The sequence below is a fragment of the Rothia nasimurium genome (assembly GCF_928382285.1).
GTDB classification, from domain to species: domain Bacteria; phylum Actinomycetota; class Actinomycetes; order Actinomycetales; family Micrococcaceae; genus Rothia; species Rothia nasimurium_E.
In genome coordinates this window covers 34,898-48,847 of record NZ_CAKMSS010000009.1, presented here as the reverse complement: position 1 = coordinate 48,847, position 13,950 = coordinate 34,898, and the positions used below count along the sequence as shown (strand labels likewise).

Annotated in this window: 12 protein-coding genes; 7 read left to right on the top strand and 5 right to left on the bottom strand. The window is 59.3% G+C overall.

Going from position 1 to position 13,950, the window contains the following annotated elements; genetic code table 11:
- Nucleotides 1-7 precede the first annotated feature (7 nt).
- The 3 genes from recR to L6758_RS09530 all read left to right on the top strand — a co-directional run bounded on the left by recR (nucleotide 8) and on the right by L6758_RS09530 (nucleotide 4,750).
- The gene (gene recR, locus L6758_RS09540; protein ID WP_237205839.1) at nucleotides 8-1,117 is read left to right on the top strand and encodes a recombination mediator RecR; all 1,110 of its coding nucleotides are present in this window, start codon (nucleotides 8-10) and stop codon (nucleotides 1,115-1,117) included.
- 145 nt (nucleotides 1,118-1,262) lie between these two features.
- Entirely contained in the window at nucleotides 1,263-2,552 is a 1,290-nt protein-coding gene (locus L6758_RS09535; RefSeq protein ID WP_237197563.1) for an aspartate kinase, read from the top strand.
- Nucleotides 2,553-3,829: 1,277 nt separating this feature from the next.
- Nucleotides 3,830-4,750: a 3-methyladenine DNA glycosylase gene (locus L6758_RS09530; RefSeq protein WP_237205841.1), complete on the top strand. Its 921-nt coding sequence runs from the start codon at nucleotides 3,830-3,832 to the stop codon at nucleotides 4,748-4,750.
- A gap of 121 nt (nucleotides 4,751-4,871) precedes the next feature.
- On the opposite strand, the gene L6758_RS09525 is transcribed toward L6758_RS09530, so the two are convergent.
- Both L6758_RS09525 and L6758_RS09520 read right to left on the bottom strand, forming a co-directional pair.
- Nucleotides 4,872-5,879, bottom strand: a complete 1,008-nt coding sequence (locus L6758_RS09525; protein WP_237205842.1) for an NADP-dependent oxidoreductase — start codon at nucleotides 5,877-5,879, stop codon at nucleotides 4,872-4,874.
- Between the two features lie 54 nt (nucleotides 5,880-5,933).
- Entirely contained in the window at nucleotides 5,934-6,317 is a 384-nt protein-coding gene (locus L6758_RS09520; RefSeq protein ID WP_237205843.1) for a DUF1304 domain-containing protein, read from the bottom strand.
- Nucleotides 6,318-6,411: 94 nt separating this feature from the next.
- Here L6758_RS09520 and L6758_RS09515 point away from each other — a divergent pair, with 94 nt between their 5' ends.
- Nucleotides 6,412-6,987, top strand: a complete 576-nt coding sequence (locus tag L6758_RS09515) for a TetR/AcrR family transcriptional regulator (RefSeq protein WP_237205844.1) — start codon at nucleotides 6,412-6,414, stop codon at nucleotides 6,985-6,987.
- On the opposite strand, the gene L6758_RS09510 is transcribed toward L6758_RS09515, so the two are convergent.
- Nucleotides 6,984-7,970 (bottom strand): Fic family protein, encoded by a 987-nt coding sequence (locus L6758_RS09510; protein WP_237205845.1) that lies wholly within the window; start codon nucleotides 7,968-7,970, stop codon nucleotides 6,984-6,986. The two genes, L6758_RS09515 and L6758_RS09510, sit on opposite strands and share 4 nt — an antisense overlap.
- 482 nt (nucleotides 7,971-8,452) lie before the next feature.
- On the opposite strand from L6758_RS09510, the gene purS reads away from it, so the two are divergent.
- Genes purS through purL form a run of 3 tightly spaced genes read left to right on the top strand, consistent with a single transcriptional unit; the run spans nucleotide 8,453 to nucleotide 11,863 of the window.
- The gene (purS, locus tag L6758_RS09505) at nucleotides 8,453-8,704 is read left to right on the top strand and encodes a phosphoribosylformylglycinamidine synthase subunit PurS (protein WP_237188980.1); all 252 of its coding nucleotides are present in this window, start codon (nucleotides 8,453-8,455) and stop codon (nucleotides 8,702-8,704) included.
- A 5-nt stretch (nucleotides 8,705-8,709) separates the two neighbouring features.
- On the top strand, nucleotides 8,710-9,519 hold the full coding sequence (purQ, locus tag L6758_RS09500) for a phosphoribosylformylglycinamidine synthase subunit PurQ (RefSeq protein WP_237186934.1): 810 nt from the start codon (nucleotides 8,710-8,712) through the stop codon (nucleotides 9,517-9,519).
- Between the two features lie 25 nt (nucleotides 9,520-9,544).
- Entirely contained in the window at nucleotides 9,545-11,863 is a 2,319-nt protein-coding gene (gene purL, locus L6758_RS09495; protein WP_237205846.1) for a phosphoribosylformylglycinamidine synthase subunit PurL, read from the top strand.
- A 164-nt stretch (nucleotides 11,864-12,027) separates the two neighbouring features.
- On the opposite strand, the gene L6758_RS09490 is transcribed toward purL, so the two are convergent.
- Nucleotides 12,028-12,636, bottom strand: a complete 609-nt coding sequence (locus L6758_RS09490) for a hypothetical protein (protein WP_237205847.1) — start codon at nucleotides 12,634-12,636, stop codon at nucleotides 12,028-12,030.
- A 536-nt stretch (nucleotides 12,637-13,172) separates the two neighbouring features.
- Nucleotides 13,173-13,829: a heme oxygenase (biliverdin-producing) gene (locus tag L6758_RS09485; RefSeq protein ID WP_237205848.1), complete on the bottom strand. Its 657-nt coding sequence runs from the start codon at nucleotides 13,827-13,829 to the stop codon at nucleotides 13,173-13,175.
- Between the last annotated feature and the right edge of the window lie 121 nt (nucleotides 13,830-13,950).

The following is a 13,950-nucleotide window of genomic DNA, read 5'->3' as shown; positions in this document are numbered from 1 at the left end:
AGTTTTTGTGTACGAGAGTGCCGTCCAGAACCTGATTGACGAGCTGGGCCGCCTACCCGGTGTGGGCCCCAAGTCAGCCCAGCGTATCGCCTTCTACATTCTGAATGCGGAAAGCTCTGAGATGGCCAAGCTCACCGACGCTATCGCGCGCGTGAAAAAGACTGTGAGCTTCTGCGAGATCTGCGGCAACGTCTCTGAAACCAAGCTCTGCGCTATCTGCCGCGACGAGCAGCGCGACCCGGCGGTGCTGTGCGTGGTGGAGGAGTCCAAGGACGTGGTGGCCGTTGAACGCACCCGCTCTTTTACCGGCCGCTACCATGTGCTGGGCGGGTCCATTAACCCTATGGCCGGTATCGGGCCGGAACAGCTACGCATCCGCGAGCTGGTGGCACGCCTGTCGGACGAGCGCATCACCGAGCTGATTCTCGCCATGGACCCCAACCTTGAGGGCGAGGCTACCGCCACCTACCTCTCTCGCCTGCTGGTGCCCATCGGTATTCGTGTATCGCGTCTGGCGTCGGGTCTGCCGGTGGGTGGCGACCTGGAATACGCCGACGAAATTACCCTGGGCCGAGCCCTTGAAGGCCGCCGCATTATCAGCGAGGGCACCCGCGCCGAGACCGCTAACCCCGCCGAAGATTTTGAGGCTGCCCTTGAGGCAGAAACCGAGGCCAAGGAGCAGCAGGCCGCAGCGGAGCAGGCAGCTAAGGGCCCGCGGGCCCGCTGGTCTGGTTCCATGTTCGATGATCTTGATAGCGAGGACGCCGCTGCCCCCTCCCCTGCCGAAGGGCAGGAGGGCGGGGGGAAGCGTCCGGACGCCGCCCCCACAGCTCCCAGCAAACCGTCCCCGGCTGAGGGGCAGCAGGGGGACCTGAACGAAGAGCTGTTGGAACAGGAGCTGGCGGGCATTCCGGGTGAGCTATCTGCCGAAGAGAAGGCTGAACTCGCGGCGGCCGCCGCCTTTGAGGCTGAAGAGGCCGGTGAGGGCGTGCAGTCAGAAGAGCTACGCGATGCCTACGAGGCCAAGCTGGAAGAGCTCAAGAAGACTCCGCTGCGCACGGTTGCCCCCGAGATTCCGCCGATTCCGGGTAAGACCTACGTGAACCCCTGGACCTAAACCCACGGGTCTGTAATTTAGCGTCACACACGTTATATTCCCGTCATTTGAGCAAAAATCGTTCAAGTGCGACACCCACCCCTACGATAGTTTTAGGCCGGAAAATGCCCGGCACCTTCAACACCTTTGCACTGGAGAAGTTTCAATGAGCCTGATTGTCCAAAAGTTCGGTGGGTCCTCGGTTTCTGACGCCGAGGGTATTAAGCGTGTAGCTCGCCGTATTGTGGACACGCAGAAGGCTGGCAACGAGGTCGTCGTGGTGGTCTCAGCAATGGGCGATACCACCGATGAACTGCTCGACCTTGCGGCTGAAGTAACCCCCAACGCCGGCCCCTCGCGTGAACTCGATATGCTGCTGAGCGCCGGCGAGCGAATTTCCATGGCCGTGCTGGCCCTGGCTATCAACAATATGGGCGGCCGCGCCCAGTCCTTCACCGGCTCCCAGGCCGGCATGATTACCGACGGCGTGCACGGTTCTGCCCGCCTGGTTGAGGTTAACCCCGAGCGTATTCGTACCGCCCTTGATGAAGGCTACGTCGCCGTTGTCGCAGGCTTCCAGGGCATGAACCGCCAGACCCGTGACATCACCACCCTGGGCCGTGGCGGCTCAGACACCACCGCGGTTGCTCTGGCGGCAGCCCTGAATGCTGATGTCTGTGAGATTTACTCAGACGTCGATGGTGTGTTCACCGCTGACCCGCGTATCGTGCCGTCCGCCCACAAGCTCGATACCGTTACGAGCGAAGAAATGCTTGAGATGGCTGCTAACGGCGCCAAGATTCTGCACCTGCGTTCGGTGGAGTACGCGCGCCGTTTCAACCTGAAGCTGCATGTTCGCTCTTCGTTCTCACAGCTTGAAGGCACTCTCGTTATCCCCGACAATGAGGGTATGGAAACTAATTTGAAGGAGATCCCCTTGGAACAGCCCCTCGTCTCGGGCGTCGCCCACGACCGTAGCCAGGCTAAGGTCACCGTTATTGGTGTACCCGACGTGCCCGGTTCCGCGGCCAAGGTGTTCGGTATTCTCAATGAGACCAACGTGAACCTCGACATGATTGTTCAGAACGTCTCAACCGACCGCCCCGACGTCACCGATATCTCCTTCACTCTGCCCCAGGACCAGGGCGCTGCCGCTCTGGCTGCGCTTGAAGCTAAGAAGGCTGAGCTGGGCTTTGAAGAGGTCCAGTACAACGAGTCCATCGGTAAGCTGTCGCTGGTGGGTGCGGGTATGAAGTCTAACCCCGGCGTGTCCTTTAAGTTCTTTGATGCGCTGAGCACCGCCGGTGTGAATATCGAAATGATTTCTACCTCTGAGATTCGTATTTCGGTTATCACCGATATTGAGAAGCTTGATGAGGCTGTGCGCGCTGTGCACTCAGCTTTTGACCTTGATACCGAGGGTGAGGCTACCGTTTACGGTGGTACCGGCCGCTAGGTCGTGAACTAGGCTTGTCCGCGAGGACGCTCGGGCCCCGGGCTGGCAGCACCACGCTGCTGGCCCGGGGCCCGGCTTTTGCCCATTTCAAGGGCTTATAAAAAATTTTCTATATTTTCCACCCAAAGACTTGTTGGGAATATATAGACCAATATAGTATTGCTGTACATCACATCTTCTTTACCCCCAAATTCAGCCAACCGGCTGGTCAAGCACTAAAGGAGTAGGCTATGAAAGCTACAACCACTCAGAAAACCCTGGCAACCACGCTGATTCTCGCGGGTCTACTATCCGGGGGGGATTCACAAGCGCTAATGCGGTAGAATCCACCAGCACAATCGCAACAACGGCCGACACTCGCCTTACCGACATCTCAGACGAACAAATTAACCGCTACGACCGACATGTTACCACTGGGCTGATGGGAGATTTCTCAATCAGGAGCGATTCAAATCTTTCCCCCGCAGATAAGGCGATTTTGCAGCAGATTCTCACCAAATCCAATCAAGAACGCCGCGAAGCGCTATCCAATCTCCCCCAGCATGCGAAGGCTACTGGAAATGAAATTCAGTCAGCTGGCGGTGGCGTTATCTTCCACTGGTGGGGTCAGACGCTCTGGTTAAATAACATAAACTCATACAGACTCTCAGCACTACTCGCTGGCGGTGCAGCAATTTCTACCGTAGCAGTATTCATTACCTCGGTAACTGGTGTAGGAGCAGTAGTGGCAGGTGGATTTGCAGCAGCTTTCGCGGTTGTCTCGGCCGCATCTTTAATTTGCAACTGGAACCAGCGAGGAATTAATATTCATCGGGCTCACAACACAGCCGTCTGGTGCACACCTCGGTAGATAAAATCTTACCAGTAGCCCATCAAGGAAAATATAAAATGAAAAATATACTACGCTGGATATCTTTATTATCTGCTCTTCCACTTTTGTTCTATGGGGTATGGTATTTTATTGATCCGACTGCCTTTAACAAGTACATCATCCTTATTCTCGTAACAATCACCGGAGTTTCTACAACTTTAGCAACAGTCCTTTCTGTGAAGCATGAAACTTAAAGATTATTATCTATAAGGTATGCCAGACCCACAGTCACTGTGGGTCTGGCATACCTACCCCTTATAAATAACCCTTCTTCTGAAGACTTGATGTTGCATATTGTTTTTGCTCCGTGCTCTCCCTTCTCTTTCGTCCTTGACTTATCTGAGGTGGCAGGGAAAGGAAGGGATGTTTTTCTAGCGCGGGATGAAGGGCCGTTAGAATAGACCCCATGCCCCTCACCCTCCTTGCCCCGGACGATTGGCGCGCAATCGCGCGCGCCCATGAAGAACGCTCCGGCCGCTACGCCCTACCCTTCGCACGCCGCCGCGAGCGCGGCCAGGCCCACCCCGTTGAGGACTTCCTCTTCACCTACTACACACTCAAGCCCGGGCAGTTTATGCGCTGGCACCCCGGTGCAGGGGTCATTCTGCAGGACGCCGGTGAGCGGGCAGACTGGAAGTTCTACCGGGCCGCTACCCAGCAGGAGCTAGAAGAGGCAGGCCTACCACCTGCCGAAGCCGCTACGGCGGCGCAGGCGGGCACCAGCGTCCTTGTCGATACCGAAAAGTTTGCTGAGGCCCGCGCCTCAGCCATTGATTTTGCGCGGATTATCCTGGGCAAAACTGCGGCCAAGCCCGGTTTCTTTGGCTGTTTTGGCCTGCACGAGTGGGCTATGGCCTATAAGTCGGTGGAGAATAACATCCGCCACGACTATCTAGAACTGCGCCTGGGGGCAGAGGGAACCGACCGGGTGGTGGAGAGCCATAAGATCAGATGCTCCCACTTCGATGCCTTCCGCTTCTTCATGCCCCAGGCGGTGCCCATGAACGAGCTGCAACCCACACGTGAGCAGCAGCGCAACCTGGAGCAGCCCGCCTGCCTGCATGCCAACATGGATATCTACAAGTGGGCCTACAAGCTCCTGCCCCTGGTGCCCTCGCACCTGGTCATGGACTGCTTCGAACTGGCCTGGGACGTGCGCGAACTCGACATGAAAGCCGCTCCCTACGACCTGCGAGACTGGGGCTACGAGCCGGTTACCATTGAAACCCCCGAGGGTAAGGCCGAGTACGTGCGCCAGCAAAGACTCTTCGCTGAACGGTCAGTCGCCCTGCGGCAGCAGCTACTTGATGCTATCGAGTGCGTCTAAGCCTGTGGGCACGGGTTGCCTCTCAACCGCGAGGGGACCGCAAAACCTAAAAGGGACCGCGTAGTATGCGGTCCCTTTTAAGTTTTGCGGTCCCCTTTCAACTTGTTCAGCTTGCCGGTGCCTAGAGCTTGACCACCATCTTGCCGGTGTTCGCGCCCTGCATCATGGCGATGAAGGCTTCGATGGTGGAGTCGAGCCCCTCGTAGACGGTCTCGTCATAGGCGATCTTGCCCTCGGCAAACCAGCAGCCCATCTTTTCGCGGAACTCGGGGGCGACGTCCAGGTACTCCCCCAGGGTGAAGCCCTGCATGGTCAGGCCCTGCTTGACCATGTTGGTCATGTTGTCGGGGCCGGGGGTTGTTTCGCCGGTGTTGTAGGCAGAGATCGCGCCGCAGAGCGCCAGTCGGCCGCCGCGGTTCATCACATCGAGAGCGGCTTCGAGGTGGTCGCCGCCGACGTTGTCGAAGTAGACGTCTACGCCATCTGGAACCAGCTCGGGCAGGGTCTGCCGCACGGGGGCGTCCTTGTAATTGAGGGCGGCGTCGTAGCCGTATTTGCTGGTCAGCAGCTCAACTTTCTCAGCCGAGCCAGCGCTGCCGACAACGCGGGAGGCACCGAGCAGGCGAGCGATCTGCCCGACGGCGGTGCCCACGGCGCCCGCTGCGCCAGAGACGAACACGACGTCGCCTTCTTTCAGGTGGGCAATGCGGGTCAGCCCTGCATAGGCGGTCATTGCCGTCATGCCCAGCATGCCCAGGTAGAGCGAGGACGGCGCCCCGGCAGGTAGTTCCGGCAGGGCGGTAAACTCGCGAGCGGCGCCCTGGGCGTAGTCTGCCCAGCCCTGCTGGTGCGATACGAGGGTGCCTACGGGCAGGCTTTCATCGTGCGATTCAACAACGCGTCCGACGGCACCGCCGGTGATGCGTTCCCCCAGGCCGTAGGGGGCTACATAGCTCTTGGCGTCGTTCATGCGCCCGCGCATATAGGGGTCAACCGAGATGAACTCATTTTGAACGCGTACCTGGCCATCGGTGAGCTCAGGCAGGGTAACGGTGGCAAATTCAAAGTTGTCGGAGGTGGGCCAGCCGCTGGGGCGGGAGGCAAGGCGGATTTCACGTGATTGGGTCATGATTTTTCCTTTCGAAAGCTGTTTAACCAGTTCTACGCCTGTTGAGGGCGCTTGTTAAAGGGTTGCGCCCAGAGCGAGCAGAAGGACGGCGAGCAGCGGGAAGGCACCCTGCTTCATGGCGGCGGAGCGCTTGTCGGGTGAGGTGATGAAGAGGACGGCTGCGGCGGCCAGCATTGACCCGGTACCGGCGAGCATGAGGGCTAGGCCCACGGTGGGGGCACCGGCGAAGTGGGCCACGGCACCGGCGGCGGCGATGATTGCCAGGAAGAGGTTGTAGAAGCCCTGGTTGTAGGCCATTTCCTTGGTCTGTTCGGCTGATTCACGGCTCATGCCGAAGACGGGCAGGGCTCGGGTGGTCCAGGCGAAGGATTCGAGGTAGAAGATAAAAACGTGCAGGGCAACGGCGAGCAGTAGGGCGATGATACCGGCGATGGTCATGGGGATATCCTTTCATAGGTTTTTGTAACGCTTATTCCAATATATACTAGAATGGTCAGTACACAATTTTGTTAGCTATGAAACGAGGCACACCATGGGGCGCACAGCAACCTTCGACCGAGCGGACGCCGTCAGGGCAGCCCGTGGCGTCTTTTGGGACCGGGGCTACGAGGCAACCTCAATCCCCGACCTTGAACAGGCAACCGGCCTCAAGCGCTCCAGTCTCTACCACGCCTTCGAGTCGAAAAAGGGGCTTTTTGACGAAGTGGTAGAGAACTACCTGGCAGAAAGCGTCCGCCCGCTCCTTGCCCGCGTCACCAGCGAAGACGCAAAGCCCGATGCCCTCAACGACTACTTTGCAACCCTGGCCAGCTCTATTAGCTCTACCGATAGACACCCCGGCTGCTTACTCATAGCGGCAGCTAACGCCCCGGTGGGCACCGACCCAGTGGTCAGCGCAGCCATCAGCGGCTACTACGACGAGCTGTTTGCCGCCTTCCGCGCGGGGCTGGGCAGGGCGCGTCCGCACCTCACCGAGGCCGAAGCGGACGGTCAAGCCCGCACCCTGGTTGCCCTCACCATCTCAGCCCTGGCCCTAGCCCGAACCAACAAAACCCTCGCCCTAGCCAACCTGCAGGCGGCGCAGACGCTCCTGGCCGCTCAGGACTAAACAAAACGCCGACGGCCCGCCCGCTGGGCAAACGCGTCAAGCGCTTCCGTCAAGGCAGGGGCAGACCAGGCATTTTGCCCGCGCACTTTCTGCTCCCGCCGCAAGATACCGGTTTCAACCAGGGAGTCAATAATGCGATAGGTGGTAGATCTAGCCACTCCGGCATGTTCTTCTAGCATTCCAGCCGTGAAAGCTGGCTCTGAGCAACAGAACCTTGCCACCTTACGCACCGCTTCAGTCACCCTCGGACGCGAGGCAAGAATCTGCTCATAAAACTGTTCAATGTCCTGGGCAAGCAAACGAGTATTAGCCAGCGATGATTCAATGGCATCCACAAAACACAGGATGATGGGCTCTATATCCCCGCGCCTATACGCCTCCAGGGCAGACACATACCCCTCAAGGTCATAGAGCAAACCGCTCGACAGGGGAACCACCACATGCTGCGTCACTCCGCGCGCCTTTAACAGAGATGAGATGAGCGCTCTCCCCGTACGCCCATTCCCATCTATAAAAGGGTGAATAGTTTCAAACTGGGCATGAGCAAGAGCCGCTTGTACGGTAGGATCAAGGTCCCGGCGCTCCAAAAAGACAACGAGGTCTTCAAGCAACCCAGGTACATCCTCCCAGGCAGGTGCTACGTACCTGGCTGTGACAGGGGATTCTCCCCCAATCCATACCCATTCTTTTCTCAGCTCGCCGGCATCATCTTGAACACCCGCTGTAAGCTCCTCGTGCATGGTCAGCAAAGCATCGATGCTGAGTTCGTGGGCAACGTCGATTGCAGCTTTCATGGCGCGGACGTTGCGGGCGACAAGTTCGGCATTGCCTCCTACCGGCGCACCAAGTGCAGCAAGCGAGAGTTTTCGAGCATTTACCGTCAGATTTTCAATCTGCGAACTTGTGGCAGATTCTCCGCGCAAAAGCACCGTAGCGAATGGGAAATGAGCAAATGATGCTTGTTCGTGGTCGAACCTTGTCATAGCCACTGATGCCGCAGATGCGCTAGCCAGCACATCTGCACTGAGCCTCACAGGAGCCTCAGAAATATACGGAACGTGCGGCACCTGAAAAGTACCTCGATTTTTCCGCTGGCTCCGGCGAGAGGCCAAGGGGTCACGGTGCACCCACAAGCGCTCTGTATATGTAAGAGATGGCCAACTCTGCATGTTGCCTCCTGCGAGTCTCTCTTGAGAAAATGCACCTCAATTTTCCCATTAAGCTGTTTATATAGAAAATCATAGTTTGTTTTCCCAGTATCTTCTCGTCAGCACCGAGCGTGCGCCATATCGCCGAGCGTGCACCGGGTAACCGCACGCTCAGCGATAAGACGCACGCTCGCCGCCAACACCTCCGGCAGAAAAGCCCCGCGCCCCACCGTCTCACTTTGGCGCATGCGGTGCCCCAACCCGGTAAAATGAGACCCGGCTCTATATAGATTCCAGCACCCAAGGAGTGCCCATTCATGGCCCGTATTGTTGTTGACGTTATGCTCAAGCCCGAAATCCTCGACCCCCAGGGCAAGGCTATCGCTCACGAGCTTCCCCGTATCGGTCTCACCAACTTCACCGATGTTCGTCAGGGTAAGCGCTTTGAACTGACCGTTGATGGTGAAGTCACCGAAGAACTGCTCGCGCAGGCCCGCCAGGCAGCTGAAGAGCTACTGTCTAACCCCGTGATTGAAGACGTCGTCAACGTCGAAGCTCTGGAGGACTAAAAGACGTGGCAGAATCCCTCGCAGCAACCGAAGTTCCCCTGGTGGGCGACTTCTCTCAGAACACTCCCGATGCCGCCCTGGCTGATGTGCGCGTCGGCGTCATCACCTTCCCCGGCACCCTCGACGACCGCGATGCCTCCCGCGCCGTCCGCCTAGCCGGTGGCACCCCCGTACCGCTGTGGCACGATGAAGCAGCTCTACACGATGTAGACGCTGTGATTGTGCCCGGCGGTTTTTCGTATGGTGACTACCTGCGCGCAGGCGCTATCGCAGCGAAGGCCCCGGTCATGAGCAAGGTCGTTGAGGCAGCTAGCGCCGCTGGCACCTCGGGTTCCGCTCCCCTGCCGGTGCTCGGCATCTGCAACGGTTTCCAGATTCTGACCGAAACCCACCTGTTGCCCGGCTCCATGATTAAGAACGATCACCGCAAGTTCATCTGCCGCGATCAGACCCTGCGCGTTGAGACCAACCAGACTGCCTGGACCGGCGACTTCGAAGCTGGCCAGAACATCGTGGTCCCCCTCAAGAACCAGGACGGCCAGTACGTCGCCGACGCCAAGACCCTTGAGGCGCTTGAAGCTGAAGGACGCGTGGTGTTCCGCTACGTGGACGTTAACCCCAACGGCTCCCGCAACGACATCGCCGGCATCTCCAACGAGCGCGGCAACGTCGTGGGCCTCATGCCCCACCCCGAGCACGCCGTCGAACCCGGCTTCGGCCCCTCGTCCTCCGGTTTTGGCACCGTAGGTCTGCGCGGTGGCGCGGACGGCCTGGGCGTCTTCACCTCCGTACTCAACCAGCTGGTTTCGGCCTAAACGCCTCGCATAAGGAATAAGAATTTTGAGCGAAAAGAAGTTTAACCTCGATACCGTTGAGCACGCCGCTGCCACCCCCGAGACCGAGCTGCCCTGGGCTGAGCTGGGTCTGAAGGAGAACGAGTTCGAGGACATCAAGAAGATTCTCGGCCGCCGCCCCACCGCAGCCGAGCTGGCCATGTACTCGGTCATGTGGTCAGAGCACTGCTCCTACAAGTCTTCCAAGGTGCACCTCAAGCAGTTCGGCGCTAAGGTCACCGACGAGATGAAGAAGGACCTCATGGTCGGCATCGGCGAGAACGCCGGTGTGACCAACATTGGCAACGGCTGGGCTGTGACCTTCAAGATTGAGTCCCATAACCACCCCTCCTACGTTGAGCCCTACCAGGGTGCAGCAACCGGTGTGGGCGGTATCGTGCGCGACATTATCTCTATGGGTGCCCGCCCCGTGGCCGTCATGGACCCCCTGCGTTTCGGTGCCATTGACCACCCCGACACCGCCCGCGTCCTGCCCGGCGTTGTCTCCGGTGTGGGCGGCTACGGCAACTCCCTGGGCCTGCCCAACATCGGCGGCGAGGTCGAGTTCGACGAGTGCTACCAGGCTAATCCCCTGGTCAACGCCCTGGCTGTGGGCATCATGCGCCACGAAGACATCCGCACCGCAAACGCCTCAGGTACCGGCAACAAGGTCATCCTCTTCGGTGCCCGCACCGGTGGCGACGGCATTGGCGGCGCTTCGGTTCTGGCTTCGGAGTCCTTCGACGACACCAAGCCCTCCAAGCGCCCTGCCGTTCAGGTGGGCGACCCCTTCGCTGAGAAGGTGCTGATTGAGTGCTGCCTGGAGCTCTTCAAGAACTCCATCGTTGAGGGTATTCAGGACCTGGGCGCTGCGGGTATCTCCTGCGCCACCTCCGAGCTGGCCTCGAACGGTGACGGCGGTATGCACGTTGACCTGACCAAGGTTCTGCTGCGCGACCCCACCCTGACCCCGGGTGAGATTCTCATGTCTGAGTCCCAGGAACGCATGATGGCCGTGGTTACCCCCGAGAACCTGAGCCGCTTCGAAGACATCATGGCTAAGTGGGATGTTGAGTACTCCATTCTGGGTGAGGTTACCGGCTCCGGCCGCCTGACCATCGAGTGGCAGGGCGAGATTATCGTCGATGTGGACCCCAAGACCGTCGCTCACGACGGCCCCACCTACGAGCGTCCTTACGCCCGCCCCGAGTGGCAGGACGCCCTGCAGGCCGACAAGTTCACCGGCTCGGAGGCGGACGACGCCCGCCCCACCGGCACTGAGCTGGGCGAGGCTATCAAGGCGTTTATGGCGGCCCCCAATATGTGCTCCAAGTCCTGGATTACTAACCAGTACGACCGCTACGTTCAGGGCAACACCGCCCTGTCTATGCCCGATGATTCCGGCGTGATTCGTGTGGACGAAGAAACCGGCCTGGGTGTTGCCCTGGCAACCGACTCTAACCCCCGCTTCACCAAGCTCGACCCCTACGAGGGTGCGAAGGCGTCCCTGGCTGAGGCCTACCGCAACGTGGCTACCGTGGGCGCTCGTCCCGTGGCTGTCTCTGACTGCCTGAACTTCGGTTCCCCCGAGGACCCGGACATCATGTGGCAGTTCGCTGAGGCCGTGCGCGGTATCGCTGACGGCTGTATGGAACTGGGCGTACCCGTGACCGGCGGTAACGTCTCCCTCTATAACCAGACCGGCGGCAAGGCCATTAACCCCACCCCCGTGGTTGCCATGATGGGTGTGATGGACGACGTCACCCGCCGTACCCCCTCCGGCTGGGCTCCTGAGCATGACGGCCAGGCCCTCTACCTGCTGGGCACTACCCGTGACGAGCTGGACGGCTCCGAGTGGGCCCGTTTCAAGGGCCACCTGGGCGGCCTGCCCCCCAAGGTTGACCTGGCTGCCGAGAAGCTGCTGGGCGACATGCTGGTGAACATGAGCCGTGACGGCATGATTGACGCCGCCCACGACGTCTCTGCCGGCGGCCTGGCTGCTGCCCTGGTTGAGGGCTGCCTACGCTTTGGCGTCGGTGCCCGCGTTGGCCTGGGTGAGGTTGCTGAGCGCGACGGTATCGACCTCTTCACCCTGCTCTTCTCAGAGTCCCTGGGCCGCGTGGTTGTATCTGTGCCCCGCTCCGAGGAAGTTCGCTTCAAGGACATGTGCACCGCCCGCGACTACCCCTTCGCTCGCATCGGCGTGGTCGATGCCGCCTCTAATGCCCTGGACATTCAGGGTGAGGTCGCTATCGACCTGGACGAGCTGCGCGAAGCCCACGAGGGCACCCTCGCCCGCCACTTCGGCGAGGTTGCCCCCAGCTAGTCTCTAGCTACACGGTGTAAGGACGCCGCTGCGCCCCTCCCCTGCCCCACGGCAGGTAAGGTGCGTGGCGGCGTCTTTTTGTCTTAGCCTGTGCAAGGTTCTTGGGCTGTGTGCAGAGAAAACCCTGCACACGCACCAAGAACCCTGCACACCTACAATCTGGCTCACCGGATGCCGGCCTCCCACAGCCGTTGCCGAAGAGTAGCAGGGTGCGACATTAATTCCTTCCAGCGCGTGCGAACCACCTTCCAGCCAGCCATCTCTAATTCGCGATGCCGCCGATGTTCTGCCTGAACCACATCATCAGCACGGCCATAGGCGCCCGAATACTTCACCTCACCGTCAACCTCAAGAATGACCCCCAGCTCAGGCCAAGCGAAGTCAGCACGGTAAATACGGCCGTAATGAGTGAATACCTCGAACTGCTCCTGAGGTAGAGGCAGATTCCACTCATAGATAAGGTCACGTGCGATTGTCTCAGCCGGAGAATCTGCTAAAGCGCTCAGTCTCTGCCCCACGGCAAGCGCAGCTCCACCCGCCTCAGTCAGAGCAGTACGTGCCGACGCTACAGATATAACACCCTGCCGCAGAAAATAATCGCCAATCACCAGCGCCTCAACGCTAGGTAGAGATAGGGCCACATCGCGCAGAGTTTGCCCCGGAGTAGCAACAGAAGCCCCTACTACCAGCCGAGCCTCGCGAACTACGTCCGTGCGTCCGCGATGCGCTGTTACTGAGGGGCGGTGCTGTACAGAAGCTGACGCAAAACTCATATGCACCTTGTGAGGTAGGGTTAGGAGCGGAGCTCCTAACCAAAGCGCAGCCGACTGGTGACTCAGCACCCCGCTCGGCACCGTTTTGATATGCGCAGCGTGGTGGGCTATGCATCTCTGGCGAGTGCCCCACTGGTTCCATATAGAGGTCTCAATATAGATCCCCTGCTTGATTTTGGTGTAGTAACCAGACCTAAAACGGGTCGAAGCCACAGAGGGGCTTACACCGATATCTTGTAAATCTTTAAGGCAGCGCACCTGCTGGTAAATCTCTGCAACATCATTCATAAGGGCAGTGTCACCGACCCCGTTCACCTCTTGCAAGGGGTGTGAACATCGCAGGCTCTTTTGGTTCACAAACAGGTCATATAGCAGCCAGGCCTGTGGATAAGTCGGGTGCGTTAGCGTGGCAGTTACCGACCCGGGGAGCGTCCTTCTTTCTTAACCCTGTGCAGGGTTCTTGGGCTGTGTGCAGAGAAAACCCTGCACACAGCCCAAGAAACCTGCACACAGCATGGAGGCCTCTAGCTACACACCTATGGGGCTAGGCTCTCACCCAGCTGCGCGAACACACGGGTGTTGTAGTCGAACCCGACCAGGGCCTCATCGACCAGGGCGTCACGCTGGGCGTCCGTCAACGGGGCATCGTCCAGAAGACCCCGGTAGGAATCCTTGAACACCTTGGGCTTCGGGAGTGCCTCAAACCGGTACATGCTCAGAGCTTCAGCGGGCACACCGTAGTGCCGGGCAACCAGGGCAGCCACTGCCTGCCCACCCGATAGATCCCCCAGGTAGCGCAGGTAGTGGTGGGCTAGGAAGCGTTCGGGAGCGGACGCCGTCGCGCGGATAGCGGCCGCGTAGTCAGCGGTTGCCGGTAGCGGCTGGTCACTGGTGGGGCCGCCCAGTTCAGCTAGGTCAGCCTTGATAGAAGCAAGCCGGTCAAGGCCTTCTAGCACGAAGGGTTCGGTGATGGGGTTGGGGTGGGCGCGGAAGCCGGCTGCTACTTCTTCGAGGGCCTCATACATATAGACGTACTGGGTTAGCAGCATGCGGTATGCCTTACGGTCGAGCTTGCCGCCCATCAGGTCGGCCATGAAGCTGGAGTGTTCTGCCTGCTCGTGGCGGGCAGCAGTTTCTGCCTTAAGGCGGGCTGAGAAGGTAGGACGCTCGGTATCGGCGAGAGCGGTGGTCATGGGTCCTCCTTGGTTGGGGGCTAGATTAACACTATTTATTGACAGACTGTCACCAAGAAAGAATTAAGTCAAGCACTTGTAACCTATTTTTATTAGGCTTGCCTTAATGCTAATTTAGGCA